This window comes from Streptomyces sp. NPDC087845 (genome assembly GCF_044742755.1).
Lineage (GTDB): Bacteria > Actinomycetota > Actinomycetes > Streptomycetales > Streptomycetaceae > Streptomyces.
In genome coordinates this window covers 46,686-73,360 of the sequence record NZ_JBIUVC010000010.1, presented here as the reverse complement: position 1 = coordinate 73,360, position 26,675 = coordinate 46,686, and the positions used below count along the sequence as shown (strand labels likewise).

The window sequence follows — 26,675 nt, the reverse complement described above, 5'->3', positions numbered from 1 at the left end:
CCCCCGTCGGCCGGGGGCCGGCTACGCGCCGAACGCCTTCGACTTCCCCTTCACCGGCTTCGCCCCGGCCCGCAGGTGCGCCGGGACCAGATCCCGCGCCGGCTCCGTGTACCCGACCGACACGATCTTGTCGCCCTGGTACGTGAAGCTGGTCAGCGACGCGAGCGTGCACTGCCGCTTGCGCGGGTCGTGCCACAGCCGCCGCCGCTCCACGAAGCTCCGCACGATCCAGATCGGCAGCTGGTGGCTGACGCACACCGCCTCGTGACCGCGCGCCGCGTCGCGCGCGGCGTCCAGGGCGCCCACCATCCGCACGACCTGCTCGATGTACGGCTCGCCCCACGACGGCCGGAACGGATTCGTCAGGTGCTTCCAGTTGTCCGGCTTGCGCAGCGCCCCGTCGCCGACCCCGAAGGTCTTGCCCTCGAAGACGTTGGCGGCCTCGATGAGCCGCTCGTCGGTGGCCAGGTCGAGACCGTGCGTCGTGGCGATCGGCGTGGCGGTCTCCTGGGCGCGCTCCAGCGGGGAGGCGACGACATGGGTGACGTCGCGGTCCTTCAGGTGCTCGGCCACCCGGTCGGCCATCTGCCGGCCGAGCTCGGAGAGGTGGTAGCCGGGACGGCGTCCGTAGAGCACGCCCTCCGGGTTGTGCACCTCTCCGTGCCGCATCAGATGGACGACGGTGATGTCCCTGCGGCTTCCGTTCCCGCTCATGCGGTGGCCTCCGATGCGGCACGGGCGGCGGCGGGCAGGGCGGCGGCGATGCGCTCGACGGCCCGCGTGTCGTGCGCGGTGGAGACGAACCAGGACTCGAAGGCGGACGGCGGCAGGTAGACGCCCTGCGACAGCAGCGAGTGGAAGAAGGCGGTGAAGCGGAAAGCTTCCTGCTGCTTCGCGTCCTCGTAGTTCCGCACCGGCCGGTCGGTGAAGAAGACGGAGAACATGTTGCTCGCCGCCTGCACGGTGTGCGCCACGCCTTCCTTGGCGAGCGCCTCGCTGACCAGGCCGCGGATCTCCGCGGAGACCGCGTCCACCTTCGCGTACGCGGCGTCGTCGAGCAGCCGCAGCTGGGCGAGACCGGCGGCGGTGGCGACCGGGTTCCCGGAGAGGGTGCCCGCCTGGTAGACGGGGCCGGCCGGGGCGAGGTGCGCCATCACGTCCGCGCGCCCGCCGAAGGCCGCGGCCGGGAAGCCGCCGCCCATGACCTTGCCGAAGGTCATCAGGTCGGGCCGCACCCCGTCGACGCCGAACCAGCCGGCCTTCGAGGTACGGAAACCGGTCATGACCTCGTCGGAGATGTAGAGCGCCCCGTTGGCGGCGCAGATCTCCTTGAGCCCGGCGTTGAAGCCGTCCAGCGGCGGTACGACACCCATGTTGCCCGGCGACGCCTCGGTGATCACACAGGCGATCTCGCCGGGCTGCGCGGCGAACGCCTCCCGTACGGCGTCCAGGTCGTTGTACGGCAGCACGATCGTGTCGCCGGCCTGGGCGCCGGTGACCCCCGGGGTGTCCGGAAGGCCGAAGGTCGCGACCCCGGACCCGGCGGCGGCGAGCAGCGCGTCGACGTGGCCGTGGTAGCAGCCGGCGAACTTCACCACCTTGGCCCGGCCGGTGAACCCGCGGGCGAGACGGATGGCGGACATGGTCGCCTCGGTGCCGGACGACACCAGCCGTACCTGCTCCACGGGCTCGACCCGGGCCACGATCTCCTCGGCGAGCGCGACCTCGCCCTCACCGGGCGTACCGAACGAGGTGCCGCGGGCGACAGCCTCCTGGACTGCGGCGATGACCTCGGGGTGGGAGTGGCCGAGGATCATCGGCCCCCACGAGCACACGAGGTCGACATACTCACGGCCGTCGGCGTCGGTGAGGTAGGGACCGGTGCCGGACACCATGAAGCGGGGCGTCCCGCCCACGGCCCGGAAGGCACGGACGGGAGAGTTCACGCCGCCGGGCGTCACGAGGGACGCGCGGTCGAAAAGCGTCTGCGAAACTGGGGCGTCATAGGGAAAGCTCACACAAGCCATGGTGTCAGAGCCACGGACGGGCTTGCGGACAGGTGTTTCACCGCACGTCCGCGGGGGAGGTCACTGACACGATGATCGGGTTGCGCGGCGGGGGCTGTGTCTCCTTAAGTAGTAGTCGGGTGGATGAGATATGCATCGCGGTGGCGGAGTGGGCGAAGGGACCGACGACCTGGGGCCCGAGCCTGCCCGGCGGGGTCGGCACCGGCGTGAGGCAGAGCGCAGACAGGGCATGCAGGCCGGTGGTGCGCAGGGTGGCGGAGCCGGAAGCAGGAGTGGTGGCCGGGTGGGGGTGACCTACAAGTACTTCGGTGCCCCGGACGGGGCCACCGCGGCCCGGGTACCCATTTCGATGCGCCCGGAGGAACTCGGCGGCGACGAACTGGGCATGGGCGGCATGTTCACCAAGATCAAGCCGGAGACGGTGGCGGCGATGGTCCTCACCGGAATCCAGGGCATACCCCTGCACAAGGTCCCCCCGCTCGAACTGGTCGTACTGCACCCCGACTACGCGGTGGTCAAGCTTCCGATGACGGTCGTCGATCCCTTGCGCGGTGTCGGCGAGGAGTCGGTGGGCGCCGCGGCCTTCATCTGGTCCACGGTCCCGGACCGGGGCGGCCCGCGCGACGCCTTCAATGTCTACCAACTGCTGCACGAGTGGCAGGACTTCAGCCACCGCCTGCACGACGCGGGGCATCAGGCGTACTGCCTGGTGTGGCCCTGACCCGGGATTTCATGGGGAGCGGGCGGGGGTTTCCGGACCACCGCATGCTGGACCCGGGCCCAGCGGCTCTTCACCTCGTGCGGCATCACCGTCGAACGAGTCCTGGCCGGCAACGGAGCCTGCTACAAGTCACACGTCCGGCGCGATGCCCCGACAGCGGCCGGGATCGCTCACAGGCGAACCCGGCCCTGCCGGCCACAGACCAACGGCAAGGCCGAAGGCCTCAACCGCACAGCGGACACGCGTGTGGCGGGCTCGCGCTGCGGCTCGGCGCCCCATGGCCGCGCGCGGCTGCGGAAGTTCTCCCTGCCGCGATGGGGCGTGTGGAACGGGTGTCAGCCGTGTGGCGCATGCCACTCGCGTGCCGGGGAACTCGCGGGCGGGTACGGCCGACATCTGGAGCGTAAAGCCCGCACTCTCGCCGGAGCCTCTTCATGGACCACTCGGTGACGCCCCCCGCCGGCCGGCGTTCCGCCTCCTCAGTGCCATACGTGCTGTTCGGGGGCTTCCTGCTCCTGCTCGTGACCCTCTTCGCCGTCTCGTACGGCGTAGGCGGACTCGCCGGGCCGGCCGCTCCCGACATGCGCGGGGTCTCGCACCACGAGGACGACCCCGGCACGGGTGACATGGGCGGCATGGGCCATGGAGGCGGTCACTGATGCCCCAGGAGACCGCGCCGCAGCCGCTCGCCACGACCGATCTCGTCGTCGGCGGCATGACCTGCGCGGCCTGTGTGCGCCGGGTGGAGAAGAAGCTCGGGGCACTGGAGGGCGTGACCGCCTCCGTCAACCTCGCCACCGGCACGGCCCGGGTCCAGTACCCGGTCCACCTCGGTACCGGGTCGCTGGTCGAGGCTGTCGAGAAGGCCGGCTACACGGCCCGCCTGCCGGAGCCGCCCTCGGTGGAGAGGACGCGGGAGGACGAGGACGCCGAGCCGGGCGTCCCGCGACGACTCGTCGTGACCGCGCTCCTTGCCGTCCCCGTCCTGGTGCTGTCGATGGTGCCCGCGCTCCAATTCCGGAACTGGCAGTGGCTGTGCTTCGTACTCGCCGCTCCCGTGGCCTTCTGGAGCGCGTGGCCCTTCCACCAGCGCGCACTGCGTGGACTGCGCCACGGGGCGGCCACGATGGACACGCTCGTCTCGCTCGGCGTGCTCGCCTCCTTCTGCTGGTCCGCGTACGCACTGTTCCTCGGTGGTGCGGGCCATCCGGGGATGCGGATGCCGTTCACCCTGCTGCCGGCCGCCTCGAACGGGGTCGCACACGTCTACCTGGAGGCGGCGGTCGGCGTCCCGCTCTTCGTGCTGCTCGGCCGCCACCTGGAGGCACGCGCCCGGCACGGCACCTCGGCCGCGCTGCGCGCGCTCGCCGAGCTGGGCGTGAAGGAGGTGACCGTACGGAGCGGGGCCGTCGACCACACCATCCCCGCCGCCCGCCTCGCGGTGGGCCAGGTCTTCCTGGTACGGCCCGGGGAGCGCGTCGCCACGGACGGCGAGGTCGTCGAGGGCACGTCCGCCGTGGACCTGTCCCTGGTGACCGGCGAGACCCAACCGGTCGAGGTGGCAGCCGGTTCGGCCGTCACGGGGGGCGCCGTCAACGCGGGCGGGCTCCTCCTCGTACGAGCCACCGCCGTCGGCGCCGACACCCAGCTCGCCCGTATCACCGCGCTCGTCGCCGAGGCCCAGTCCGGGAAGGCGCGCGCGCAACGGCTCGCCGACTCCGTCGCCGGGGTCTTCGTACCCGTCGTCCTCACCCTCGCCGTCACCGTCCTCGGCTTCTGGCTCGGCGCCGGCGCCGACCCGCAGCCCGCCCTCACGGCCTGCGTCGCGGTCCTCGTCGTCGCCTGCCCCTGCGCCCTCGGCCTCGCCACGCCCACCGCCCTCATGGCCGCGACCGGACGCGGCTCCCAGCTCGGCATCCTCGTCAAAGGGCCGCAGGCACTCGAATCGCTGCGCCGGATCGACACCGTCGTCCTCGACAAGACCGGCACCCTCACCTCGGGCCACCTCACCGTCACCGCCGTCACCTCGCGCGAGAACGGCATCGGCGCCGAGGAGACCCTGCGTCTGGCCGCGACCGTCGAGACGGGCTCCGAACACCCCCTGGGCCGTGCCGTCGTGCTCCACGCCGAACGCGTCCTCGCCGAAGGCGCCGTACGGACCGACGCGCTCGACGGCTTCGCCGCGACCCCGGGCCACGGCGTGCGCGGGCACGTGGACGGGCGGCTGGTCGAGGTCCGCGCCCCAGAGGGCGAGCTGCCCGGGGAGCTGGGCTCGGGGCTCGCCGCCGCGCTGGGCGCGGCGCACACCCCGGTCGTCGTGTACGTGGACGGACGGCCCGAGGCCGTTCTCGCGCTCGGGGACGTGGTGCGCCCCGGCAGCTACCACGCGGTCGACCGTCTGCGTCGCCTCGGAGTGCGCCCCGTCCTCGCCACCGGCGACCAGGAGGAACCCGCGCGCGCCGTCGCCTCCGCACTCGGCATCCAGGAGGTACACGCCCGCTGCGCCCCCGAGCGCAAGGCGGAACTTGTCAGGGAGCTGCGGGAGAAGGGCCTCCGGGTCGCCGTCGTGGGCGACGGGGTCAACGATGCAGCAGCGCTCGCCGAGGCCGACCTCGGCATCGCGATGGGCACCGGCACCGACGTCGCCATCGGCGCCGCCGACATCACCCTCGTCCGCGACGACATCGAGGCCCTCGCCGATGCCGTACGCCTCGCCCGCCGCACCCTCGCCACCATCCGCGGCAACCTCCTGTGGGCCTTCGGCTACAACGTCGTGACGATTCCGCTCGCGATGGTCGGCCTGCTCAACCCGATGCTCGCCGCCGCCGCGATGTCCCTCAGCTCTGTCCTCGTCGTCCTCAGCAGCCTCCGCCTGCGCCGCTGGCAGCCCTCCGCTGCCGCCGCCGTCGCCGGGCGTCGTCGTCCTTCTCCCAGGGCTGCCTTCTGATGCCGCGCTGTTCGCTGCCGACGACCACTGACACCTACCGCCATGCACCGGCACACGCCGCCACGCACCGCCACGAGGGAGAACGGTGAGAATGGGTCTGCCGCCCACCCGGTTCCACGCCCCCATCGCCGCTGTCGGCGTTCCCGTCCTCGCGTGCGGTCTCGCGCTCGCGGGACTCGGCGCCTGGACGGCGGGCGGGCGCGCGGGTACCCCGCCGCACGTCGCCGTCACCAGGGCGTACGTCTTCCAGCCGCTCGGCACGACCCCGGAGACCGCCGCCTTCTTCACCCTTACCAACGACGGCGGCTCCGCCGACCGGCTCCTCACGGTCACCTCACCGGACACTGCCGTACGCCCCGCACTGAGTCGGCACCGCATGACGCCCTCGGGCGCCGCGTACCGGCAGCCAGTGGACTCCGCCGCCGTCCCGGCCCGGGACGGGCTGACCATGGCACCGCACGGAATCGACGTGACCGTTCGGCCCCGGAAGACGTGGCGACCCGGCGAACGCGTCTCCTTCACCCTGCATTTCGCGCACCGCGCCCCCGTGACCATCGAGGCGACTGTCGTCCGGCCGGGCACGGTGACGGCGTGAGAGCGCGGCCGAGGCGCGGGTAGCACCATGCGCGCCTCGGCAGGCGGCATCCTCCGCATATGCCGGATTCCGCTACCGGCAGGGGCTTTTCCGGCATGGGAAGCGAGTCGGACACCGCGCCATCTCCACCGGCGCCCCGCGATGGGAGGATGAATCGCCATGGAGGCGGGACCGGTCGGACGGGCGGTGAGGGCGGCGATGTTCGCCGTCGTCTCCGTCACACTCGCCGCGACCGGACACGTCCTCATGTCCGAGAGCCCCCTGCCCTTCTGGGTGCTCACCGCCGGTTTCCTGGCGCTCGCGGTCCCCGGCTGGTGGTTCGCCGCCCGGGAGCGCGGCCCCTGGCTCGTCACCGGCCTCGCCGTGGCGACACAGTCTTTGCTGCACAGTGCCTTCGCTGCCGCGCAGACCTCTCTCGGTTCCGTCAGCGGCTCCCTCGCCGCGACTTCACCCGTACGCCTCCTCTTCGACAACCTCTGCTCGACGGACGGCAGGACGTACGCCTCCCGGGCGGGCACCGGCGTCTCCGCCACAAGCAGTACGGGCGGGATGAACGCGGGCGGGACGGACCACTCCGCTGCCATGGACCACATGGCCGGCATGGACCACTCCGGCACGATGGACCACATGGCCGGCATGGACCACCCCGGCACGATGGACCACATGGGCTCGATGGGGCACCTGGGCCACGACATGGCCGGGATGTCCTCGACCGGGATGCTCGCCGCACACCTCCTCGCCGCGCTCATCTGCGGCCTGTGGCTCGCCCAGGGCGAACGGGCTGCCTTCCAGATCCTGCGCGCCGTCGCGGGCCGGCTCCTCGGCCCCCTTCACCCTCTCCTCACCGCGCCTCTCCCGCCCCCGCGCCGCCGTCTGCGCCCCCGCCGGGGTCTCAGCGACCGGCTGCCGCAAGGGCTCCGGTGCGCCCGCGCGCTTGACCGGCGCGGGCCTCCGGCGGTGCTCGCCGCGTTCTGACTACGCGGCAGGCATTCCGGAGGACGTACTTCCATGGCACGCGGCCCGTCGACGACTGGCCGCCGGCCATCGTGCCCGCGCGAAGCGGGCGTCCTCCGGCACACCCGGCCCCCGAAGGGTGCGGGTGCCCCCATTCACCGGAGACCCCGGGACCGTTCCCGCGACGTGCGACGTGCGACGTGCCCGAACCGCGTACGGCGTCCGCACGCCCGCCATGACCGGATGCCCGGGCGCCGGACAGATCCGTGAAGGACACACCTGGCGATGAACACCATGCTGCCCGCCCGCCGCGGGCCACAACGCACCTCCGCCCCCAGAGACTGGACCCAGGAGGACACCGCCTCCACCGGCTGGGCGCTCGCCGCCCGCGCCGGGGACGCGGAAGCGGCCGACGCTTTCGTACGGGCGCTGCACCGCGACGTCGTGCGCTACGTCGCGCACCTCTCCGCCGATCCGCAGAGGGCCGAGGACCTGGCGCAGGACACGTTCCTGCGAGCCCTGCGAAGCCTGCACCGTTTCGAAGGCCGTTCCTCGGCCCGTACCTGGCTGCTCGCCATCGCGCGCCGCGCCGTCGTCGACGACTTCCGCAGGGCTGCCGCGCGCCCCCTGCTCGCCGACACGGACAACTGGCGCGTGACCGTCGAGTGCACACAGTCGCTAGCCCTGCCCGGCTTCGAGGAGGGGGTGGCGCTGGAGGAACTCCTCGCCGCCCTCCCCCACGACCGTCGGCAGGCGTTCGTGCTCACCCAGGTCCTCGGGCTCTCCTACGCCGAGGCCGCCCGCGCGGCGGGCTGCCCGGTGGGAACGGTGCGCTCGCGAGTAGCTCGCGCCCGGACCGCACTGACCGCGCAACTGACCGAGGCCGAGGATCCGAGCGGGGCGAGCCTCGCGTCGGCACGCCCCGGCGCCACGGCTTCGTGCGGCGGCGGCGCGGCATCCTCGGCGGGCCGCCACCGCACGTGACGGGTCAGGCAGCGGCGGGCGCGGCCTGGGCGGTGACCTGGCGGACGACCTCGGTGATCGCGGTCACGACCTCGGCGTCGTCGGCGGGGTGGGTCTCGGCGAAGCGCGTCACGGAGCCGGGGATGGACAGCTTGACGTCCTCCAGGACCACGCCGCCCGCGATCCCGGCGGACTTGCGGGCATCGTCCTGCGCCCAGACGCCGCCGTACTGGCCGAAGGCGGTACCGACCACGGCGACCGGCTTGCCGGAGATGGCACCGGCGCCGAACGGGCGGGACAGCCAGTCGATGGCGTTCTTCAGGACGGCCGGCATGGTGCCGTTGTACTCGGGCGAGAACAGCAGGAACGCGTCGGCGCGGCCGGCCGCCTCGCGCAGCTGGGCGGCAGCGGCCGGGACGCCTGCCTCGACGTCGGTGTCCTCGTTGTAGAAGGGCACGTTGGCCAGGCCCTCGTACAGCTCGATGTCGACTCCCTCGGGGGCGTGCTTGGCGGCGGCTTCGGCGAGCTGGCGGTTGTGCGAGCCGGCGCGGAGGCTGCCGACGAGCGCGAGGATGCGTACAGACATGGGGGAACTCCCGGAAGGCGGATGCTTCGGATACTTCGGAAAGAAACAAGCGGACCGTAGTCCGTTGAAATTTGTACCACCTAACCGGACCGGGGTCCACTTTTCCTGTTCAGGCGCTACGCTGAGCCCATGACCGGTCCCGTTGTTCCGCCGCTCAGGCCCTCCGACCCCGGCGAGGCGCGGACGAATCTCCCGCTCGCCCCGACCGGTGAGCCGCCGCAGCTACGGGCGGACGCCGCGCGCAATCGCACGCGCCTGCTGGACGCGGCTTCCCGGCTCATGGCCGGGTGCGGAGCGGCGAACCTGACCATGGAGTCGGTGGCCGCCGCCGCGGGGGTGGGCAAGGGCACCGTGTTCCGGCGCTTCGGCGACCGGGCCGGGCTTCTGATCGCGCTCCTGGACCATCGGGAGGAGCAGTTTCAGGCCGCCTTCCTCTCGGGCCCGCCGCCCCTGGGCCCCGACGCCGCGGCGACGGAGCGGCTGCATGCCTTCGGGCCCGCCGTCCTGCGCCACGAACGCGATCACCACCCCCTGATCCTGGCCGCCCGGACCGACCCGCTGCGCAGTTACGCCGTCCCCGCGAGCCGTCTGCGGCTCAGCCACATCACGATGCTGCTGCGCGGGGCGCAGGTGTCCGGCGACCCCGAACTGCTCGCGCACACCCTGCTCGCGTCCGTGGACACCGCTCTCGTCCACCACCTCACCGAGGAGCGCGGCATACCGCTGGAGCGCCTGGAGGAAGGCTGGCACCACCTGGTCACACGGCTCGTGGCGGCTCCGTAGCCGGGCCCTGAGGACTCGCGGGGCGGCCGGACGGGGAGTGGCCGGGCGGGACGGGGGCGGGCGGAGTGTGAGCGGACGGGGCGCGGCCGGAGGGGGCGGGCGAAGGGGAGGGGTGCCGGGTCGGGGGCAGCGGGGGCAGGTCGAGCCATCGGGCCGTACCGGGTGCGATCACATGGGTGTGGCCTCCCAGGACGACCCGGACGGCCGGGTGGCGCGAGTCCGGTACGGCGATCCGGAGCCGCCCGGCACGGAAGCGCAGGTCCACGTCCCAGTGCCGGCGGAACCGGATCCGCACCCCGAACTTCGAGAGCTGCGGCAGCGTGGCCGGCGCGAGCCACAGTGCGTCGTCGCGGGTCTCCAGCCCCGTCATCCCGCGCTGCACGAAGTCCAGGGTGCCCGCCATCGCCCCCAGGTGGATGCCTTCCTCGGTGGTGCCGCCCTGGATGTCGGCCACGTCCCCGATCAGCGCCTCCTCGCAGAACTTCCACGCCTCCTCGCGGCGCACCCGGGCCAGAACCCAGGTATGGACCAGGGAACTGAGTGTGGAGCCGTGGCTCGTACGCGCGAGGTAGTAGTCGACGGTGGCGTGCCAGAGGTCGTCGTCCAGCGGTTGCCCGAGCCGCCGGAAGAGGCCCGCGAGTTCTTCCGGTGAGAAGAGGTAACCGAGCATCAGGACATCGGCCTGCTTGGACGCCTGGTAGCGGTTGACGGTGTCACCCTCCGCCTCCAGGATCCGGTCCAGCCGCCGGATGTCCCCGTACCGCTTCCGGTAGCCGTCCCAGTCGAGCTCGTCCAGTTCCCCGTAGCCGGCGAACTGGCTGATGACGCCCCGGTGGTACGGCACATGCAGCCGACGGGAGATGTCCTCCCAGCGTTCCGGTTCGACGGGGTCGAGGCGCAGCCGGTCGAACAGCCGGTGACGCCGTGTCTCGGGCAGGGCCTGGTACAGCTCCGTCGAACGTGACAGAACCCAGGACGCTGTCACGTTCGTGTACGTGTTGTCGTCGAGGCCCGCCGCCCCGGTTCCCGGATAGGCGTCGTGGTACTCGTCCGGTCCGACGACACCACGGATGCGGTAGCGGGCCAGGGACTCGTCCCATTCGGCGCTGTCCGCCCAGAACCTGGCGATCTGCAGCAGCATTTCCGCACCCCTGGAGTACAGGTACTCCGTGTCCCCGGTGGCCTGGCAGTACTGCCAGACGTTGTACGCGACGGCCGAGCCGACATGGTGCTGCAACCGGGAGCGGTCGGGCAGCCAGCGCCCCGAGTGCGGGTTGAGATGGAGCTCCTGGGTCTCCTCGCGCCCACCGGCCGCGCTCTGCCAGGGGTACATGGCCCCCGCCCGGCCGGCCTCGCGCGCCGCCCGGCAGGCCGCGGGCAGCCGACGGTAGCGGTAGTCGAGAAGCCCTCGGGAGACCTCCGGGAGATGCAGGTTCAGGAACGGCAGCACGAACAGCTCGTCCCAGAAGACATGGCCCCGGTACGCCTCGCCGTGCAGCCCTCTCGCCGGTACGCCGACATCGAGTTCGGCGGTGTGCGGGGAGAGCGTCTGCAGGACGTGGAAGAGGTGCAGCCGCAGAACGCGGCCCGCTTCGCCCGGGACGTCCATCCGTACCTGCCGCCACAGGTCGGCCCAGGCCCGCCGGTGCGAGGACAGCAGCTGTGAGAAGTCCGGGGCCCTTCGCACCGCGTCCACGGCGGCCCGCAGAGGGTTGCCGATCGCGGGGTCGCGCGTGGTGTGGAGGGCCACCGTCTTGTCGACGGCGACGGCAGCGGTGGCATCGGAGTCCGAACTCAGCGGCAGCACCAGCCGTTGGAAGACCGCCTTCTCGGTCTGCCGGGGGGATGGATGGAGATCGGGGGCGGGGTCGGATCCCGGGGCGGAGTGGAATCCCGGGGCGGAGTGGAATCCCGGGGCGGCGTCGGAGGCGGGGCCGGCGTCGGAGGCGGCGTCGGAGGCGGGGCCGGGGCCGGAGTGGGGCCGTTGTTCTCCCTCTTGCCGTTCTCCCCCTTCACCGCCGTACACCGCCAGCGTGCGGGCCGCCAGCGCGATGCCGATGTCCGACTCCACCGTGCGGCATCTCAGCGACACCACGCCGTCGTCCGCCGCGCCGGTCACCCAGCCGGTGAGGTGCCGGTTCGACAGCTCCCGGTACCGCGCGACGCCGGAGTTGCGGACATCGCCGTCGATCCCCGCCTCCACCTCGATCACGCCGGTCCACCCCTCCGCCCGGAACACCGTGTGCAGGGCGGCGAGATGCGGATCGCCCATGTGCACGAGCCGGCACTGCTCCACATGCAGCCGCCGCCCGGCCTCGTCCTCGTAGACGGACCGGCGGGTCAGCGTGCCGCCGCTCAGGTCGAGTGACTGGCCGTGTTCCACGAGGTGTTCGTGGTCCGGGGTGAGCCACGGTCCCGGGGCGGTGCCGGCCGGGTGGATGCGGTAGTGCAGCGGCAGCCAGTTCGGGAGGTTGACCAGGTCCTCGTTCTCCACCCGGTGGCCCCGGACCGTGGAGGTCAGCCGGTTGTAGCAGCCGGCCACGTAGGTGCCGGGGTAGTGCGGCCGGTCCTCGGGCGTCACGGGCGTGTCGGACGCCACAGGTGTCTCGGATGCGGCTCCGCGGGTGGCGAAGTACCCGTTGCCGAGCGTGCACAGCGCCTCCCGCAGCCGTTCCTCCCGCGGGTCATATCCCTCGTACGACCAGGTCCAGGCCCGCGCCATCAGTCGTCACCGGCCGTCAGCAGATCCCCCGGATCGGACACCACGAGGTCCGCGCCGTGGCGGCGCAACTCGGCGGCGCCGACGGGGCTGCCCGTACGGTCCACTCCGACCACGAGTCCGAAACCGCCCCGCCGCCCGGCCTCGACCCCGGCCAGCGCGTCCTCCACCACGGCGGTGTCCGGGACCGGGACCCGTAGACGTTGGGCCGCTTCGACGAAGAGCGCGGGGTCCGGCTTCCCCGGCAGTCGCAGCCGACGCACCTCGTTCCCGTCGATCACGGCGTCGAACCGGTCGATGAGGCCGGCCCGCGACAACAGTTCCGTCGCGTGCCGGGACGCGGATACCGCGGCGCAGGGCGTCCGCTCGCCGCGCAGCACATCGAGGAGGCGGACGGTGCCGGGCCAGACGTCGATCGGCTCGGTCCGCAGACTGCGGGTGAACAACTCGTCCTTGCGGGCCGCGACCGCCCACACGGTCGCGGTTCCGGGTGGGTCGTCGGGGCTGCCTTCGGGAAGGTCCAGCCCCCTCGACGCCAGGAACGCCGCCGCGCCGTCCCGCCGGGAACGGCCGTCGACATGGCGCAGGTAGTCGTCGACGGGGTCGAAGGGCCGCTGCCCCTCGACGCCCGACAGACAGGCGTCGAACGCCTTCTTCCAGGCGGCGGCATGGCGCCGGGCGGAGTCGGTGATCACTCCGTCCGTATCGAAGACCACGGCCCGCACCGAGCGCAGGCACGGTGCCAGGGACGGCGCGGCTGCCATGACCGGGGTCCCTCCGTCAGGGGTTCTTCGTCGGGGGTTCTTCGTCAGGGGTTCTTCGTCAGGGGTTCTTCGTCAGGGGCTCTTCTTCATGGCACCACGGTTCCGGCGCACGGGCGCGGCGTGGGCTCCCGTCCACCGTCCGCCCGCCCGAAGCCCGCCGTCCGCCCCTCCTGATCCGGGGGAGGGCCGAACGGCCCATCCCACCGGGACGAGATCTGTTCCATGCTGGAGGGACATCGACCGTTCCCGACCTTCCGGGAGTTCCGATGCTCAGCCAGTCACTCGACGACCCGACGCTGACCGGTCTCGTCGCCGACGCCACCACCGCCCCGTCCATGCACAACGCCCAGCCCTGGCAGTTCCGCTACACCCGGGCCGCCCGGACCCTCACTCTTCTGGCGGATCTCGACCGCATGATGCCGGAGGCCGACCCTGCCGCCCGTGCGCTGCACATCGGCTGCGGCGCGGCCCTGCTGAATCTGCGGGTGTCCGCCGCCCACCGGGGCCTGGAGGCGGTCACCACGCTGCTGCCCGAGCCGTCGGACTCGGCCGTGCTGGCCACCGTACGGCTCGGCATCCGCCCCGACGCCCCACGAGAGCCCGCGGACGAGGCGCTTGCCGCTCTCCATCCCGCGATACGGGAACGGCACACCAGCCGCTACCCGTTCGACGAGCAGGCGGTCCCCGAGGACGTCCGCGCGCACCTCACCGACGCGGCCCGAGCCGAGGGCGCGGATTTCACGTTCCTGGCCTCGCCGCATCTGGAGACCGTGCTCGAACTGATCCGGGACGCCGAGGGATACGACCGCGGGGACCCCGCGCGGGTGGCGGAAGAGCGCCGCTGGACCCGGGACACGAAGGCCGAGGCGCCCGTCGACGGCATACCGGACTACGCCTTCGGCCCCCGGGACGCCTCCGAAGGGGCGGCCACCCGCGACTTCGCGGGAACCGGCGTGCTCCCGGGCCGGCCACGCATCCCGTTCGAGAAGCGGCCGCAGCTGGCCCTGCTGACCACCCCGGGCGACCGGGCCGTGGACTGGCTGCGCGCCGGCCAGGCACTGGAACGCGTCCTGCTCGCCGCCACGCTCCGCCAGGTGTCCACCTCGTTCGCGACCCAGCCCGTCGAGTGGCCGGACCTGCGCTGGCTGCTGCGCGATCCGGTCTCCGGCACGGGACACACGCAGATGATCGTGCGCCTGGGGTACGGGCCCACAGGACCACGTACGCCACGCCGCCCCCTGGCCCAGGTGCTGACCATCGAACCGTAGGAACACCCGTACGGAAGGCGGTGGGAGCGATGCGGCTCCCCGTAGTCGTCGGAGTGGACGGGTCGGAGGGCAGTCTGCGCGCCCTGGACTGGGCGGCGGCGGAAGCGGCGCGCTCGGGGCACCCCCTGCGCGTCGTCCACGCGTCGCTGTGGGAACACTACGAAGGCATGCGCCCCGCCTCCGACACCGAGCGTCCCAGCGAACAGGTCCTCGCCGAGCATCTCGTCGCCGGCGCCCGGGAACGCGCGCTGCGGCTCGGTCCCGAGGTGGCCGTGGCGGCGTCCGTGGAACCCGAGGACCCCGTGGCCGCACTCGTCAGGGAGAGCCACGAGGCAGCCATGGTCGTCCTCGGCTCCCGCGGCCGGGGCCGGATCGCGGGGATGCTCCTGGGGTCCGTCAGCCTCGCGCTCGCCGGCCGGTCCCACTGCCCGGTCGTGGTGATCCCGGCGCGGAAGCCGGACACCCCGCCACGGCCCGGCCGTGTCGTCGTCGGGATCAGCGACGCCGCGGAACCGTCGGCGGCCCTCGTCTTCGCACTCGCCCAGGCCGTATCGCGCCACGGCGAGCTGGTCGCCGTACGGGCCTGGCGCAGCCCCGCCCACCAGCCCCGGCCCCATCCGCTCATCTCGGGATCCCCGGCTTCCGCACACCACCAGCAGGCCGAGGAGCACCTCGAAGAGGTGCTGACAAAGCTGGACCGGACCGCTGCCCCCGACATCACCGTCCACAGGTCGGTGGTGCAGGGGCCGGTGCACCATGAACTGATCGAAGCCGCCGAGGGCGCGGAACTGCTGGTCGTCGGCGCGCGCCGGCCCAGCGGATGGCACGGAAGCCACTTGGGCCCGGTGAACCACGCGATGCTGCACTACGCACCCTGCCCGGTCGCGGTCGTCCCCGATGCCCACCGGCGTCCCGAGCCCGGGGCGGACTGAACCCGGGACGGACCGCGAAAGAGTCGTGCCCAGGCCGGCAGCGGCCTCCCCGGCTGCCGTGGCTCCCCGGCCCGGTTCGCCCCATCCGCCCCATCCGCCCCCTCGACCGCCGTACGCGCGCCCCACGCGCTCAGGACGGGGACGCGAACCTCTTGCGCCAGGCCAGCGATACGTACACCAGGGCAATCAGGACCGGTACCTCGATCAACGGCCCGACCACACCCGACAGCGCCTGACCGGATGTCACACCGAACGTGGCGATGGCGACCGCGATGGCCAGCTCGAAATTGTTTCCGGCGGCCGTGAAGGCCAGCGTCGCGGTGCGTTCGTAGCCGAGACCGATGGCCTTGCCGAACAGGAACGTGCCGAACCACATCACCGCGAAGTAGGCCAGCAGCGGCAGCGCGATGCGGGCGACGTCCAGCGGCCGGGAGGTGATGGTTCCGCCCTGGAGCGCGAAGAGGACGACAATCGTGAAGAGCAGCCCGTACAGGGCCCAGGGGCCGATCCTCGGCAGGAACCTCGCCTCGTAGCCGTCATGTCCCATCCTCTTCTCGCCGATGCGGCGCGTGAGGAAGCCGGCCACCAGCGGGACGCCGAGGAAGACGGCGACATTGAGGGCGATCTTCGCCATGGAGATGTCGAGATCCTGGCCGTCACCGAGCCCCAGCAGGCCGGGCAGCAGGTCGAGGTAGAACCAGCCCAGCACCCCGAACGCGACGACCTGGAAGACCGAGTTGAGCGCCACGAGCACGGCGGCTGCTTCGCGGTCGCCGCAGGCCAGGTCGTTCCAGATGATGACCATGGCGATGCACCGGGCCAGGCCGACGACGATCAGACCGGTGCGGTACTCGGGCAGGTCGGGAAGGAGGATCCAGGCCAGCGCGAACATGACGGCGGGGCCGACGATCCAGTTGACGACCAGGGACGACACCATGAGCCTGCGGTCCCCGGTGACGGCGTCGAACCTGTCGTAGCGCACCTTGGCCAGGACCGGATACATCATGACCAGCAGGCCGACGGCGATCGGCAGCGAGACACCGGCGATCTCGACCTCGGCGAGAACGTCGTCGAGCCCCGGGATCAGTCGGCCGAGACCCAGCCCGAGCCCCATGGCGATCAGGATCCACACGGCCAGGAACCGGTCCAGCGTGGACAGTCCGGCGACGATCGCGCCATCGCCATCGCCATCACCGTCACCGCTCTGCGACGGCGCGGCGGTGGCGCCCGGCCCGGTCGCGGCCATCAGCAGGCCCGCTTCCGGCCGGTCTCGACGGTCGTGCGGGCGGCTGCGGCCAGCTCGCCGAAGGAGCCGGCGAGCGCCTCGATGACCTCGGGGCGCAACTTGTAGTACGTGAACCGGCCGCACGGCTCCGTCTCCACCACACCCGCCTCGCGCAGGATCTTCAGATGGTTGGAGAGGTTCGTCTGCCGCGCCCCCGTCTCGTGCACGAGGTGCGTGGTGCACAGGGTCTCGTGGGCGAGCAGGGTCACGATCTGCAGCCTGAGCGGGTCGGCGAGGACCCGGATCAGATCAGTGGTGGCTGACGTCATCATGGACTGATACTTTCACATCAGCGGCGAATGACATCAGTGAATGCTGATACGCCACTTCCTCGCTTATACGCCGACTCCCCTCCCGAGGCCCCTCACTCACCCCGACACGTCTCACTCGCTCCAGCACGTCACTCACCCCCGCGTGCCGTCCACTCCCGCACGTCACTACCTCCGCGTGCCGTCCACTCCCACACGTCGCTACCTCCGCGCGTCGTCGGCTTCCGCACGTCGCTCACTCCTGATACCGCTCCCCCCCTCATCCCACTCACCACCGATTCCGCCGTGTGACACGCAACAGGAGAGATGCCCAATGCCCGACAAGCCTTCCGTGCTGTTCGTCTGCGTCCACAACGCCGGCCGCTCCCAGATGGCCGCCGCCTGGCTGACCCACCTCGCCGGGGACCGCGTCGAGGTCCGCTCGGCGGGGTCGCACCCCGGCGACACCGTGAACCCGGCCGCGGTCGAGGCGATGCGCGAGGTCGGCATCGACATCTCCGCCGAGACCCCGAAGGTCCTCACGGCCGAGGCGGTCCGCGAGTCGGACGTCTGCATCACCATGGGCTGCGGCGACACCTGCCCGGTCTTCCCCGGCAAGCGCTACCTGGACTGGAAGTTGGAGGACCCGGCAGGCCGGGGCGTCGAGTCCGTCCGCCCCATCCGCGACGCGATCAGGAACCTCGTCGAGGGCCTGATCGAGGAGATCGCCCCGGTCACGCCGGAGTGACGCCCGCCGCACCGCTTCACCGCGTCACCGCCGCCCCGCTCCCCCGCCGCACCGCCGCACCGCTTCACAGGCCCGACGGGCCTTCCGGACCCGGCCGGCCCGCGCTCGGCCGGCCCGCACTCGGCTAGCCCGCGCTCGGTTCTGCCGCACCCGGCGTGGGGTAGACGGGGACGTACGTCGAAGCCGGCCAGGGTTCGTACGCCGGCACAGTGCTCCACGGCGTGGGCTCGGGGGGCGCGAAGGGGCCCGCACGCTCCCGCATGAGGATCAGCATGACCACGACGAAGAGCAGGGTGATCACGATCAGCGCGAGACCGACGGGGTTCCGGGGGTTGTAGACGTAGCGGCTCGTCCCCCACTTGCTCCGAATGAAGACTGGCTCATCGTCACGGTCCACAAACCGGATACTACGTCGAACACTTGAGCAGTCGAAGGGTGGCCGCCGGTACGCCCGCCCCAAGGGCATGAAGGGCTGTCAGTCCCGGGCCGTACGGTTCTCCTCGTATCGATTCGATGCACTCGCGTACGAGGGGGAGGGCCGACGCGTGGCCAACGCTGCCGCCGCACGTCCAGTCGCCACGCTCACCGCACCGCTGGACCGCAAGCAGGACGCGGCAGACGCTCCGCGCCTCCTGTGGTGGCCCGCACAACGGCCGGACGGGCGACTTGTACGGCGGCCGAGCGGACAGCGCGCCCCCGGCAGCCCACAGCCCGCCTCCGACCGGTGCCTGCTCCTCCAGCGGGGCGACACCGAGTTGGCCGCCGCGTTCGTCTCCGTCGCCCCGGACACCGAACGCGCCCCGGTGATCCGTTTCCCCGCTCCCTGGCCCCGCAGCTTCGGCACCTGCACGGTGGCACCGGGCGGCGATCTCGCGGTCTTCGCCGGAGTGCACGCGCTGCGCGCGGTGGACCCGACGGGCGCGGTGCGCTGGGAAGTCCGGCACGGCTGCTGGGACGGCAGCTGCCCCACGCTGCACACCGCCTACGAGGAGTACGCGGCCGACCGTTCGCATCAGTACGCGGACAGCGGCTCGGCCGTCTTCTCGGCGGACGGGACACTCGTGTGGGCCCATATCCGCGGCCCCGTAGCGGCGGCCGGACCGGACCCGGAGGCGCTGGACGAGTGGCTGGTCATCGACGCCGCCGACGGGCGGGTGCTCGGCCGGGCGGACGCGGAGACCGCGGCCGCGGGCTCGGACCACGTGCCGCACCCCGACCCTGCCCGTATGGGGCTGTGCGTCGGCGAGGGGCAGGACGGGGTACCGATGCTCTGGGGCCGGTGGGACGGCGCGAACCTCTCCGTCGAGTGGTTCTGCAACGACGAGCGGATCCTGACGGCGGTGAGCCCCTCGGGCGAACGCTTCCTGACGGTGACCCATTACGAGGAGACACTCGGCGTGCACCGGGTCGACGACGGATCCGTACTGTGCGCACTCGACAGCGACACCGCGATTCCCCGCCACCCCGGGGCCGATCCCGACGACGTGGACGCCGACGTGGCCCTCTGGGACTACACGTGCGGTTTCCTCGACGAGGAGACCGTCATCGCCGGCACGTCGGAGAGGGACGAGGAGTACGGCGAGCCGCGCCACTGGCTGGTGGGCGCGGGCGAGGCAGGGATGCGGGTGACCGCCCGGATCACGTACCCCTTCCCGATATCGGGCGGGGTCACGGCCCTCGGTGACGGCACCTGGTACACGGTGTCGGAGTCGGGCGACGCCCTGCACATATGGAGCCGATGAGGCGGCGGCCCCACAGGCCCGCCCCCTCTCCGTCCCCGTCCCTGTCCGCCTGCCCGCCTGCCCGCCGGCCCGCCGGCCCGCCGGCCCGTCTGCCCGCCGGCCCGTCACATCGTCGGCGGCGCGTGCACGAGGCTGGACGGCCTCTACGACAGCGCGGGCGCACCGCCGGACACGCGCCTTCCGGCCCCCGGTGCCACGCGCCCGGCGGACGCCGGTCCGGATCCCGGCATCACGCGCCGGGCGGACGCCAGCCCGGATCCCGGCCGGTCAGCGCCAGCACCTGCTCGAAGGGGCCGGCCCCTTCCGGCACGGGGTGGGGCTCGCCAAACACCTTCGCCTCCCGGGCCATCGGCGCCATCGCGGCCAGCCCGGGGCCGATCTCGTTCAGCACGGACTCGTCCGGAACGAACTCCTGGCCGGTGGCCCGCGCGAGGTCCCAGGCGTGAACGGTCAGATCGCCCAGCACCATGTTCCCGACGGTCCTGGCCGGGAGCCCCATGGCCCCCGCGGTCCCCTCGTCGGCCCCGGGCACGGCCCAGGCCGCCACCAGCTCGGCCGTCTCCTCGCCGAAGCGCGCCCGCCAGTCCCCCGTGACGGCGTCCGGCACCTCACCGAAGTCGACCTCCTTGCGGGCCGCCAGGGCCTGGAAGTTGACGACCACTTGGAACAGGTGGTTGATCAGGGCCCGTACGTCGTACTCCGCGCACGGCGTGGGGTCTCCCAGACTGCTGTCGTCGATCCCGGCCAGCACGGGAACGGCCCGCCCGGCGGCCGTTTCCAGCAACTCGCTGATTTTCTCCATCCTCCGACCTTGCACGCCGGTGCGCCCCCGTGCTTGAAGAAACGCGACACGGCTCCACGGCGTACCGCGCCCACCGTAGGATCGCCGCCATGCCAGGTCCGCGACGCGACACCCGGGGCATCGTCGACGCCCCCGAACTCTTCGCGCAGGTACGCTTCCGCCGCCGCGAGCCCGCCCCCGGACTGCGGCCGTACCTGGAGCACTACTGGTTGATCGACTGGGATCTGCCGGAGCCGTACGCCTCCCATCTGGTACCGCACCCGTCCGTGAATCTGGTCTTCCAGCGGTACGGGACGGGGACCGGCAAGGATCACGGGGCCGCCGGGTTCGCCGAGGTGTCGGGCATCGGCCTGGAGCTCTTCACGCAGAAGCTGGAGGGGCGGGGGCGGGTCTGCGGAGTGCAGTTCCGGCCCGGCGGATTCCGCCCGTTCGCACCGGCCCGGCCGGTCTCCGAGTGGACGGGGCGGCGGCTTCCCGCCGACGAGGTGTTCCTCCCGCCCGCCCCGCCGTCGGCCGTGCTGGACCCGGCGGACGAGGACGCGCGGGTGGCGGCGCTCGACGCGTACCTGATGGCGCTCGGCCCGGAACCGGACCCGCAGGCCGACCGCGCGATGGCCCTGGTCGACCTGGTCCGCACGGACCGTACGGTGCGCCGAGTCGACGAGCTCGCCCGGATCGAGGGGGTGTCGTCGCGCTCGCTCCAGCGGCTCTTCGCCACGTACGTCGGCGTCGGCCCCAAGTGGGTCATCCTCCGCTACCGCATCCACGAGGCCCTGGAGCGGGCCGAGTCGGATCCGGAGGTGGACTGGGCGGCACTCGCGGCGGAGCTCGGCTACAGCGACCAGGCCCACCTGATCAGGGACTTCACGGCAACGGTCGGCGTCCCCCCGACCGCGTTCGCCCCACACTGACCACAGAAGTCGAGCACTGACACCACCGGCCGCACCGACACCACCGACCACACCAACGTCGCCGACATCACCGACGGCACCGACGGCACCGACGGCACCGACGGCACCAACCGCCCCGAACGCGGTGTGCCGCAAGGCGGGCTTCACCCTGCTCGGTGAGTGCGACTTCGAGTACCCGCCCGGCCACGCGCTGCTGACGAACGACTGGCGGCTGGACTTCACCCCTGGTGGGGCGCGCTGACCTCAGTCCAGATCGAGGGCCTTGTCGAAGTTGAACGCACCGATGCTCAGCCGCTCCCGCAGGTAGAAACGGTGGGCGTCGGTGCGCTGCGTGCCCGAGTCCAGGTTGAGGTGCAGACAGCCCGCCTCCCTCGCCCGCCCTTCGAGGTGCCCGAGCAGCCGACGGCCGACGCCGGTGGAACGGGACGCTTCGGCGGTGACCAGATCGTCGACGTACAGCATCCGGATCCGACTGGTGTTGTGGACGACACGCCAACCGGCCACGCCCACGCAGGCGCCGCCGTCGTCGTAGGCGGCGCTGAACCGCAGTCCCTGCGGGTACCCCTTCTCATACACCTCCCGGAAGAGTTCCTCGGTGAGATGGGGGCGGAGTTCACGCAGAACGGGAAGCAGGTCGGCGGCCAGTCGGGCATCGCCGGGTTCGAGGTCGAGGATCTTCATGCGGGAACTGTAGGCACCCGGCGCCCGCCCGAAAACGTTTGACGGGCGGACCTTCCTCCAAGATATTCTCTGCGTCACGCAGCTTATGCGCGAAACAGGTACATGCTCGGATCAGGCAGCTGGATCCCCGGCGAGACCCTCAGGGAAACACCCGGGAAAACGCTCGGGGAAACACCCGACGGAACACCCGACGGAACACCAGAGGAGACCCCGCCCCATGCTCACTCTCGTCACCGGATGCCGCGGCCGCATCGGCGCCACGCTCGTCTCGCTTCTGCACCGGGACGGCCACGCCGTACGCGCCGCCTCCCGCAACCCCGACCGGCTCACCGACCCGACCGCCGCCGCACGCACCACTCCCCTCCCGACCGCGGCCGGCGCGCTGCCAGCCGACGTACCGGTCGTGGCCTGCGATCTCGGCGATCCCACCACCTTCGCGACCGCTCTCGACGGGGTCGACGCCGTTTTCCTCTACGCCGAGGCGTCCGGCATCGACGCCTTCGTCTCCGCGGCCGAGGCCGCCGGGGTCGGCCACATCGTGCTGCTGTCCTCCAGCTCGGTCCTCGCCCCGGACGCCCACGACAACCCGATCGCCGCCTCCCACCACGCGGTGGAGCGGGCCCTGACGGCCTCGCCCCTCACCACGACGCTGCTCCGCCCGGGTGCCTTCGCGAGCAACGCGTACCAGTGGGCGGAGTCGGTACGGGCCCGCGGCTCCGTCGACCTCCCCCACCCCCGCAGCCACACCAGCCCGATCCATGGGACGGACATCGCCGAGGCCGCCCTCGCCGTTCTCACCGACCCTCTGCTGCGGAACGCGGCGTACCACCTCACCGGCCCCGAATCGCTCACCGCCGCCGAGCAGGTCGGCCTGCTGGCGGCCGCATCCGGGCGCCCCATTGCTGTCAACACCGTGACCGGAGCGGTCTGGAAGGAGTCCGTGGCCCCCTTCGTTCCCGGGCCGATCGCCGACGCGCTGCTCGCCTACTCTGCCGCCGCGGACGGCTCACCGGCCGAGGTGACCGGCGATACGGAGAAGCTGACCGGCCACCCGGCCCGCACCTTCGCCACCTGGGCCGAGGAAAACGCGGCCGCCTTCCGCCCCTGAGCCCTACACCCCGGCGACAGAGCCCCGTGACGGTGCCGCCCCGCACGGAAAACCCTCGCCGACGCACCCCACTCGATGACATCCTGACGAGGTGAACGGACCGGAGATCCACCTCGAAGTCGCCCCTGAGCTGCGGCTCTTCGTCGCCCATGAACGCCGTCGGGGACGCTCGGCCGTGACCACCGACGGCTCGTCCACCCTCGGCCATGTCGTGGAGTCGCTCGGCATCCCGCTCACCGAGGCCGGGCAGCTCCTGGTCGACGGCCGGCCCGTATCCGTCTCACACATCCCGGGGGCGGGCGAACTGGTCGAGGTGCGCGCCGTGGAACGCCCGCAGCGCGTCCCGGGCGCGCCCCTGCGGTTCCTGCTCGACGTCCACCTCGGCACGCTCGCCCGTCGGCTTCGGCTGCTGGGTGTCGACGCGGCGTACGAGAGCGAGGACATCGGCGACGCCGCGCTGGCCGCCCGGTCGGCGGACGAGCGCCGCGTCCTGCTCTCCCGGGACCGCGGGCTGCTGCACCGACGGGAGATCTGGGCAGGCGCGTACGTCTACAGCGACCGGCCGGAGGACCAACTCCGGGACGTGCTGGAACGGTTCGCCCCGCACCTGGCCCCCTGGACCAGATGCACCGCCTGCAACGGCCCACTGAAGGCGGCCGACAAGGACTCCGTCAGCGGCCGGCTGGAACACGGCACCCGGCGCTCGTACGACGTCTTCGCGCAGTGCACGGAGTGCGACCGGGTCTACTGGCGGGGCGCCCACCACACCCACCTGGACGCGATTGTCACGAAGGCGCTCCACGACTTCGCGCCCACTTCCCCGGACGGCGCCCGGAAGAACGGCCGGGAAAACGGCCGGGGCAGGGGCGGGGCACCATCGAGCCCGCCGGCCTTCGACCCGGAAGCCTCAGAATCCCCCAGGGCCTCAGGGCCCTCAGAAGCGCCTGGAACCCCCGGAGCCCCCAGCAGCTCGGAACCCTCAGGAGCCTCAGGGCCCTCAGGAGCCAATGACTGACGGTCCGCCCTCCCGCAACGCCCTGACCTGCCGCGCGCTCAGCTCGGCAGTCCGCCGCATATGCGCAATGAGCAGCGCCACTTCGTCATCGTCGTACGCCTCGAACATCGCCGCCCACGCCCCGTTCAACCGCCCCCACACCGCACCGATCTCCGCCATCCGCTCCGGAACGGTCGTGACGAGCACCCGCCGCCGGTCGGCCGTGTCCCGCTCGCGCGTCACGTAGCCGCCCCGCTCCAACCGGTCGACCAGCCGGGTCGCCGACCCAGTGGTGAGCCCGGTCAGCTCGGCGACGCGCCCCGTAGTGACCGGGGTCGCCTCCAGGCTGAGCAGGTTGAGGCACTGAAGATCCGTCGGGTGTAGCCGCAGGTGGTCCGCTACGGCCTGGTTGAAGAGGGCGTAAGCGGCCATGTAGCGGCGTGACTCGACGGTCAGCTCGGCCATCAGCGCACTGCGGCGCCCCCGGGACTTCTGCGGCATGCAGAAAGTGTACGAAGCAGATACTGCGGGGCGTCCGGCAGCTCGATCGCCACACCCGACCGCCACACCCTCGCCACCGGGTCGCCGACCGCCCCGGCCACCGTCCACCGCCCACCACCCCGGGCCACCGTTCCACCGCCACCGCCACCGCCACCGCCACCGCCACCGCCACCAACGAACGGCCGTGACCAGCACCTTCGGCAGATGCCTCTACAGATGCCTCTTAAGGCTGCTCGGCGGTCAGGTAGCGCTGAATGGTGGGGGCGAGCCAGGCGATCACCTCGTCGCGCGGCATCGAGACGGCAGGCTCGATGCGCAGGACGTAGCGCGCAAGCGCCATCCCCAGAATCTGCGAGGCGACGAGGGCCGCCCGGCGCGGTGCGGCGGCCGGGTCGGGGCAGACACCGGCCGCCATCGGACCGATCTGCCTGGCGAAGACCTCTCGCATCCGCTCGGCGCCGGCGTCATTGGTGACGCCCACCCTGAGCAGGCCCGTGAGCACGTCGTCGCCCTCCCACCGGTCCAGGAAGTGCGCGACGAAGGCGGCGCCGATGTGCTTGTCCGGTATCGCGCCCAGCTCAAAGATCCGCAGGTCGATCACGGACGCCGCGGCGAAAAGCCCCTCTTTGTTGCCGTAGTAGCGCATGACCATCGACGGATCGATGTTCGCGTCGCGGGCGATGGCCCGGATGGTGGCGCGCTCGTACCCGTCGGCAGCGAACCGCTCACGCGCGGCTTCGAGGATCGCAGCCCGGGTGGCATCCGAGCGGCGGGGGGCGGCGGGCTTCGTCTTCATGCCAACAACTGTAGGCCAACATGTGTTGACACGCCAACCGCGGGGGAGCTACGGTTGCCAACAAGTGTTGACCAACGCTTGTTGGCACGAAGGTGACCGCTGACGAACGGGCACAGGAGGCAGACATGACCACCACCCCGAGCACCGCACCCGACACCGACACCGTCGACGTACTCGTCGTGGGCGCAGGCCCCACCGGCCTGCTGCTCGCCGGCGACCTCGCCGCCCAGGGCCTCTCGGTCGCGCTCGTGGAGCGCCGCCCGCACGAGATCAGCAACATGACGCGCGCCTTCGCCGTACACGCCCGCACACTCGAACTGCTCGACAACCGCGGCGTGGCCGACGAGCTCATCAAGACGGGCACATCCCTCTCCGCCCTGCGCTTCTTCGGCAAGCTCTCGCTCGATCTCTCCCGGCTGCGCACCCGCTTCCCCTTCGTGCTGATCACCCCGCAGTACGAAGTGGAGCGCCTGCTGGAGCGCCGCGGCCGCACCGCGGGCGTCCATTTCCGGTACGGCACGGAGCTGACGGCGCTCCACCAGGACGCCGCATCGGAGACCGTCACCGCCGAACTGCGCGAGGCGGACGGCAGGGCGACCGCGCTCAGCGCCCGCTACCTCGTCGGTACCGACGGAGTGCGCAGCCGGGTGCGCCAGGCGCTCGGCCTTCCCTTCCCCGGGGAGGCCGTGATCCGGTCGATCGTCCTCGCCGACGTCCGGCTCACCGAGGAGCCCCCCAACCTCCTGACGATCAACGGCGTGGGGGACGCCTTCACCTTCATCGCCCCCTTCGGTGACGGCTGGTACCGCGTGATGGGCTGGACCCGCACCCACCAGCCCGCCGACAGCGCCCCCGTCGACCTCGACGAACTCCGCACGATCACCCGCCGCGCCCTCGGCACCGACTACGGCATGCGCGACGCGCGCTGGATCTCCCGCTTCCACAGCGACGAACGCCAGGTGCGGGCCTACCGCACCGGCCGGGTCTTCCTCGCGGGGGACGCCGCCCATGTCCACTCACCCGCAGGCGGCCAGGGTATGAACACCGGCCTCCAGGACGCGGCGAATCTCTCCTGGAAGCTCGCCGCCGTACTGCGCGGACACACGACCGCCCCGGAGGCACTGCTCGACAGCTATCACGCCGAACGGCACCCGGTCGGCACCATGGTGCTCCGCTCCAGCGGAGCAATCCTCCGCCTCGCCATGGCCCACACCCCGCTCCAGCGAACGATCCGGGCTTTCACCACCACGGCGCTGTCCATGATCCGGCCCGCCTCCGACAAGACCATCGGCCTGGTCTCCGGCATCTCGATCGCCTACGCGGCCCCGCGCGGGGCCCACCCACTCACCGCGAAGCGCGCCCCGGACCTGAGTCTGCGGGAGGGCCGCCTCCACCAACTCCTGCGCGACGGCACATTCGTCCTCGTCACCCCCACCGACGCCGCCACTCCACCCTCATCCATCCCGTTGGTGCACGCGCATTGGCGCAGCGACCGCACGACCACCCTGCTGATCCGCCCCGACGGCTACATCGCCTGGGCGAGCGACCGCTCCGACCCGGCGGCCCTGCGGGCCGCGCTCACCTTATGAGCACGCGCCCC

At 72.1% G+C, this 26,675-nt stretch carries 26 protein-coding genes and 3 pseudogenes; 17 read left to right on the top strand and 12 right to left on the bottom strand.

Annotated elements, in window-relative coordinates; translation table 11 throughout:
- Positions 1-21 precede the first annotated feature (21 nt).
- Positions 22-714: a histidine phosphatase family protein gene (locus ACIOMQ_RS25095; RefSeq protein WP_362199268.1), complete on the bottom strand. Its 693-nt coding sequence runs from the start codon at positions 712-714 to the stop codon at positions 22-24.
- The gene (gene hemL, locus ACIOMQ_RS25090; protein WP_401266164.1) at positions 711-2,027 is read right to left on the bottom strand and encodes a glutamate-1-semialdehyde 2,1-aminomutase; all 1,317 of its coding nucleotides are present in this window, start codon (positions 2,025-2,027) and stop codon (positions 711-713) included. Before hemL ends, ACIOMQ_RS25095 begins: the two co-directional genes overlap by 4 nt.
- Positions 2,028-2,157: 130 nt before the next feature.
- Here hemL and ACIOMQ_RS25085 point away from each other — a divergent pair, with 130 nt between their 5' ends.
- The 7 genes and pseudogenes from ACIOMQ_RS25085 to ACIOMQ_RS25055 all read left to right on the top strand — a co-directional run bounded on the left by ACIOMQ_RS25085 (position 2,158) and on the right by ACIOMQ_RS25055 (position 8,228).
- Positions 2,158-2,748 carry a hypothetical protein gene (locus ACIOMQ_RS25085; RefSeq protein ID WP_362199262.1) on the top strand — a complete coding sequence of 197 codons (591 nt, stop codon included), beginning with the start codon at positions 2,158-2,160 and terminating at the stop codon, positions 2,746-2,748.
- Between the two features lie 48 nt (positions 2,749-2,796).
- Positions 2,797-2,982, top strand: a pseudogene (locus ACIOMQ_RS25080) (IS481 family transposase); the annotation flags it as partial.
- Between the two features lie 257 nt (positions 2,983-3,239).
- On the top strand, positions 3,240-3,407 hold the full coding sequence (locus ACIOMQ_RS25075; RefSeq protein WP_362199259.1) for a hypothetical protein: 168 nt from the start codon (positions 3,240-3,242) through the stop codon (positions 3,405-3,407).
- Entirely contained in the window at positions 3,407-5,695 is a 2,289-nt protein-coding gene (locus ACIOMQ_RS25070; RefSeq protein WP_402190412.1) for a heavy metal translocating P-type ATPase, read from the top strand. The genes ACIOMQ_RS25075 and ACIOMQ_RS25070 overlap by 1 nt, the downstream gene beginning before the upstream one ends.
- Before the next feature lie 91 nt (positions 5,696-5,786).
- Positions 5,787-6,290 (top strand): copper chaperone PCu(A)C, encoded by a 504-nt coding sequence (locus ACIOMQ_RS25065; RefSeq protein ID WP_401266158.1) that lies wholly within the window; start codon positions 5,787-5,789, stop codon positions 6,288-6,290.
- A 159-nt stretch (positions 6,291-6,449) separates the two neighbouring features.
- Complete coding sequence (locus tag ACIOMQ_RS25060) at positions 6,450-7,265, top strand: hypothetical protein (protein WP_401266155.1); 816 nt, start codon at positions 6,450-6,452, stop codon at positions 7,263-7,265.
- 264 nt (positions 7,266-7,529) lie between these two features.
- Positions 7,530-8,228 carry a sigma-70 family RNA polymerase sigma factor gene (locus tag ACIOMQ_RS25055; RefSeq protein ID WP_402190410.1) on the top strand — a complete coding sequence of 233 codons (699 nt, stop codon included), beginning with the start codon at positions 7,530-7,532 and terminating at the stop codon, positions 8,226-8,228.
- Between the two features lie 4 nt (positions 8,229-8,232).
- On the opposite strand, the gene ACIOMQ_RS25050 is transcribed toward ACIOMQ_RS25055, so the two are convergent.
- Positions 8,233-8,793 carry an NAD(P)H-dependent oxidoreductase gene (locus ACIOMQ_RS25050; RefSeq protein ID WP_402190407.1) on the bottom strand — a complete coding sequence of 187 codons (561 nt, stop codon included), beginning with the start codon at positions 8,791-8,793 and terminating at the stop codon, positions 8,233-8,235.
- A gap of 129 nt (positions 8,794-8,922) precedes the next feature.
- Between ACIOMQ_RS25050 and ACIOMQ_RS25045 the strand changes: the two genes are divergently transcribed.
- On the top strand, positions 8,923-9,576 hold the full coding sequence (locus ACIOMQ_RS25045; protein WP_362199241.1) for a TetR/AcrR family transcriptional regulator: 654 nt from the start codon (positions 8,923-8,925) through the stop codon (positions 9,574-9,576).
- Here the strand turns inward: ACIOMQ_RS25045 and ACIOMQ_RS25040 are convergent.
- On the bottom strand, positions 9,551-12,298 hold the full coding sequence (locus ACIOMQ_RS25040; RefSeq protein WP_402190404.1) for a glycosyl hydrolase family 65 protein: 2,748 nt from the start codon (positions 12,296-12,298) through the stop codon (positions 9,551-9,553). The genes ACIOMQ_RS25045 and ACIOMQ_RS25040 overlap by 26 nt on opposite strands.
- Positions 12,298-13,059: an HAD family hydrolase gene (locus tag ACIOMQ_RS25035; RefSeq protein ID WP_401266149.1), complete on the bottom strand. Its 762-nt coding sequence runs from the start codon at positions 13,057-13,059 to the stop codon at positions 12,298-12,300. The genes ACIOMQ_RS25040 and ACIOMQ_RS25035 overlap by 1 nt, the downstream gene beginning before the upstream one ends.
- Positions 13,060-13,325: 266 nt before the next feature.
- Here ACIOMQ_RS25035 and ACIOMQ_RS25030 point away from each other — a divergent pair, with 266 nt between their 5' ends.
- On the top strand, positions 13,326-14,327 hold the full coding sequence (locus ACIOMQ_RS25030) for an Acg family FMN-binding oxidoreductase (RefSeq protein ID WP_402190401.1): 1,002 nt from the start codon (positions 13,326-13,328) through the stop codon (positions 14,325-14,327).
- 29 nt (positions 14,328-14,356) lie between these two features.
- Positions 14,357-15,259, top strand: a complete 903-nt coding sequence (locus ACIOMQ_RS25025) for a universal stress protein (RefSeq protein ID WP_362199229.1) — start codon at positions 14,357-14,359, stop codon at positions 15,257-15,259.
- A 130-nt stretch (positions 15,260-15,389) separates the two neighbouring features.
- Here ACIOMQ_RS25025 and arsB read toward each other — a convergent pair whose 3' ends face one another.
- Entirely contained in the window at positions 15,390-16,505 is a 1,116-nt protein-coding gene (gene arsB, locus ACIOMQ_RS25020; RefSeq protein WP_402190397.1) for an ACR3 family arsenite efflux transporter, read from the bottom strand.
- Positions 16,505-16,816, bottom strand: coding sequence for a metalloregulator ArsR/SmtB family transcription factor (locus tag ACIOMQ_RS25015; RefSeq protein WP_362199223.1), 312 nt, complete (start codon positions 16,814-16,816; stop codon positions 16,505-16,507). Before ACIOMQ_RS25015 ends, arsB begins: the two co-directional genes overlap by 1 nt.
- A 310-nt stretch (positions 16,817-17,126) precedes the next feature.
- Here ACIOMQ_RS25015 and ACIOMQ_RS25010 point away from each other — a divergent pair, with 310 nt between their 5' ends.
- The gene (locus ACIOMQ_RS25010) at positions 17,127-17,540 is read left to right on the top strand and encodes an arsenate reductase ArsC (RefSeq protein WP_401266140.1); all 414 of its coding nucleotides are present in this window, start codon (positions 17,127-17,129) and stop codon (positions 17,538-17,540) included.
- A gap of 124 nt (positions 17,541-17,664) precedes the next feature.
- Here the strand turns inward: ACIOMQ_RS25010 and ACIOMQ_RS25005 are convergent, their stop codons facing one another.
- Positions 17,665-17,937, bottom strand: a complete 273-nt coding sequence (locus tag ACIOMQ_RS25005; protein ID WP_401266138.1) for a hypothetical protein — start codon at positions 17,935-17,937, stop codon at positions 17,665-17,667.
- Between the two features lie 148 nt (positions 17,938-18,085).
- On the opposite strand from ACIOMQ_RS25005, the gene ACIOMQ_RS25000 reads away from it, so the two are divergent.
- A complete protein-coding gene (locus ACIOMQ_RS25000) occupies positions 18,086-19,282 on the top strand; it encodes a hypothetical protein (RefSeq protein ID WP_402190394.1) in 1,197 nt (398 codons plus the stop codon).
- A 229-nt stretch (positions 19,283-19,511) separates the two neighbouring features.
- Here ACIOMQ_RS25000 and ACIOMQ_RS24995 read toward each other — a convergent pair whose 3' ends face one another.
- Entirely contained in the window at positions 19,512-20,084 is a 573-nt protein-coding gene (locus ACIOMQ_RS24995; RefSeq protein ID WP_362199214.1) for a TIGR03086 family metal-binding protein, read from the bottom strand.
- A gap of 89 nt (positions 20,085-20,173) precedes the next feature.
- Here ACIOMQ_RS24995 and ACIOMQ_RS24990 point away from each other — a divergent pair, with 89 nt between their 5' ends.
- Positions 20,174-20,995, top strand: a complete 822-nt coding sequence (locus ACIOMQ_RS24990; protein WP_401944435.1) for a DUF6597 domain-containing transcriptional factor — start codon at positions 20,174-20,176, stop codon at positions 20,993-20,995.
- Between the two features lie 115 nt (positions 20,996-21,110).
- Positions 21,111-21,236, top strand: a pseudogene (locus ACIOMQ_RS24985) (GNAT family N-acetyltransferase); the annotation flags it as partial.
- Between the two features lie 2 nt (positions 21,237-21,238).
- Here the strand turns inward: ACIOMQ_RS24985 and ACIOMQ_RS24980 are convergent.
- On the bottom strand, positions 21,239-21,676 hold the full coding sequence (locus ACIOMQ_RS24980) for a GNAT family N-acetyltransferase (protein ID WP_362199208.1): 438 nt from the start codon (positions 21,674-21,676) through the stop codon (positions 21,239-21,241).
- 217 nt (positions 21,677-21,893) lie between these two features.
- Between ACIOMQ_RS24980 and ACIOMQ_RS24975 the strand changes: the two genes are divergently transcribed.
- Positions 21,894-22,784 carry an NAD(P)H-binding protein gene (locus tag ACIOMQ_RS24975; protein WP_362199205.1) on the top strand — a complete coding sequence of 297 codons (891 nt, stop codon included), beginning with the start codon at positions 21,894-21,896 and terminating at the stop codon, positions 22,782-22,784.
- 91 nt (positions 22,785-22,875) lie between these two features.
- Positions 22,876-23,592, top strand: a pseudogene (locus tag ACIOMQ_RS24970) (Mut7-C RNAse domain-containing protein); the annotation flags it as partial.
- Positions 23,593-23,781: 189 nt separating this feature from the next.
- Here the strand turns inward: ACIOMQ_RS24970 and ACIOMQ_RS24965 are convergent.
- Positions 23,782-24,279: a MarR family winged helix-turn-helix transcriptional regulator gene (locus ACIOMQ_RS24965; RefSeq protein WP_402190390.1), complete on the bottom strand. Its 498-nt coding sequence runs from the start codon at positions 24,277-24,279 to the stop codon at positions 23,782-23,784.
- 223 nt (positions 24,280-24,502) lie between these two features.
- Positions 24,503-25,075 carry a TetR family transcriptional regulator gene (locus ACIOMQ_RS24960; RefSeq protein ID WP_401266128.1) on the bottom strand — a complete coding sequence of 191 codons (573 nt, stop codon included), beginning with the start codon at positions 25,073-25,075 and terminating at the stop codon, positions 24,503-24,505.
- 125 nt (positions 25,076-25,200) lie between these two features.
- On the opposite strand from ACIOMQ_RS24960, the gene ACIOMQ_RS24955 reads away from it, so the two are divergent.
- The gene (locus tag ACIOMQ_RS24955; protein WP_401266126.1) at positions 25,201-26,664 is read left to right on the top strand and encodes an FAD-dependent monooxygenase; all 1,464 of its coding nucleotides are present in this window, start codon (positions 25,201-25,203) and stop codon (positions 26,662-26,664) included.
- Positions 26,665-26,675: the final 11 nt, after the last annotated feature.

Coding starts and splice junctions, on each gene's coding strand:
- ACIOMQ_RS25095 (WP_362199268.1), bottom strand. CDS start 714: ATGAGCGGGAACGGAAGCCGCAGGGACATCACCGTCGTCCATCTGATG.
- hemL (WP_401266164.1), bottom strand. CDS start 2,027: ATGGCTTGTGTGAGCTTTCCCTATGACGCCCCAGTTTCGCAGACGCTT.
- ACIOMQ_RS25085 (WP_362199262.1), top strand. CDS start 2,158: ATGCATCGCGGTGGCGGAGTGGGCGAAGGGACCGACGACCTGGGGCCC.
- ACIOMQ_RS25070 (WP_402190412.1), top strand. CDS start 3,407: ATGCCCCAGGAGACCGCGCCGCAGCCGCTCGCCACGACCGATCTCGTC.
- ACIOMQ_RS25065 (WP_401266158.1), top strand. CDS start 5,787: ATGGGTCTGCCGCCCACCCGGTTCCACGCCCCCATCGCCGCTGTCGGC.
- ACIOMQ_RS25060 (WP_401266155.1), top strand. CDS start 6,450: ATGGAGGCGGGACCGGTCGGACGGGCGGTGAGGGCGGCGATGTTCGCC.
- ACIOMQ_RS25055 (WP_402190410.1), top strand. CDS start 7,530: ATGAACACCATGCTGCCCGCCCGCCGCGGGCCACAACGCACCTCCGCC.
- ACIOMQ_RS25050 (WP_402190407.1), bottom strand. CDS start 8,793: ATGTCTGTACGCATCCTCGCGCTCGTCGGCAGCCTCCGCGCCGGCTCG.
- ACIOMQ_RS25045 (WP_362199241.1), top strand. CDS start 8,923: ATGACCGGTCCCGTTGTTCCGCCGCTCAGGCCCTCCGACCCCGGCGAG.
- ACIOMQ_RS25040 (WP_402190404.1), bottom strand. CDS start 12,298: ATGGCGCGGGCCTGGACCTGGTCGTACGAGGGATATGACCCGCGGGAG.
- ACIOMQ_RS25035 (WP_401266149.1), bottom strand. CDS start 13,059: ATGGCAGCCGCGCCGTCCCTGGCACCGTGCCTGCGCTCGGTGCGGGCC.
- ACIOMQ_RS25030 (WP_402190401.1), top strand. CDS start 13,326: ATGCTCAGCCAGTCACTCGACGACCCGACGCTGACCGGTCTCGTCGCC.
- ACIOMQ_RS25025 (WP_362199229.1), top strand. CDS start 14,357: ATGCGGCTCCCCGTAGTCGTCGGAGTGGACGGGTCGGAGGGCAGTCTG.
- arsB (WP_402190397.1), bottom strand. CDS start 16,505: ATGGCCGCGACCGGGCCGGGCGCCACCGCCGCGCCGTCGCAGAGCGGT.
- ACIOMQ_RS25015 (WP_362199223.1), bottom strand. CDS start 16,816: ATGATGACGTCAGCCACCACTGATCTGATCCGGGTCCTCGCCGACCCG.
- ACIOMQ_RS25010 (WP_401266140.1), top strand. CDS start 17,127: ATGCCCGACAAGCCTTCCGTGCTGTTCGTCTGCGTCCACAACGCCGGC.
- ACIOMQ_RS24995 (WP_362199214.1), bottom strand. CDS start 20,084: ATGGAGAAAATCAGCGAGTTGCTGGAAACGGCCGCCGGGCGGGCCGTT.
- ACIOMQ_RS24990 (WP_401944435.1), top strand. CDS start 20,174: ATGCCAGGTCCGCGACGCGACACCCGGGGCATCGTCGACGCCCCCGAA.
- ACIOMQ_RS24980 (WP_362199208.1), bottom strand. CDS start 21,676: ATGAAGATCCTCGACCTCGAACCCGGCGATGCCCGACTGGCCGCCGAC.
- ACIOMQ_RS24975 (WP_362199205.1), top strand. CDS start 21,894: ATGCTCACTCTCGTCACCGGATGCCGCGGCCGCATCGGCGCCACGCTC.
- ACIOMQ_RS24965 (WP_402190390.1), bottom strand. CDS start 24,279: ATGCCGCAGAAGTCCCGGGGGCGCCGCAGTGCGCTGATGGCCGAGCTG.
- ACIOMQ_RS24960 (WP_401266128.1), bottom strand. CDS start 25,075: ATGAAGACGAAGCCCGCCGCCCCCCGCCGCTCGGATGCCACCCGGGCT.
- ACIOMQ_RS24955 (WP_401266126.1), top strand. CDS start 25,201: ATGACCACCACCCCGAGCACCGCACCCGACACCGACACCGTCGACGTA.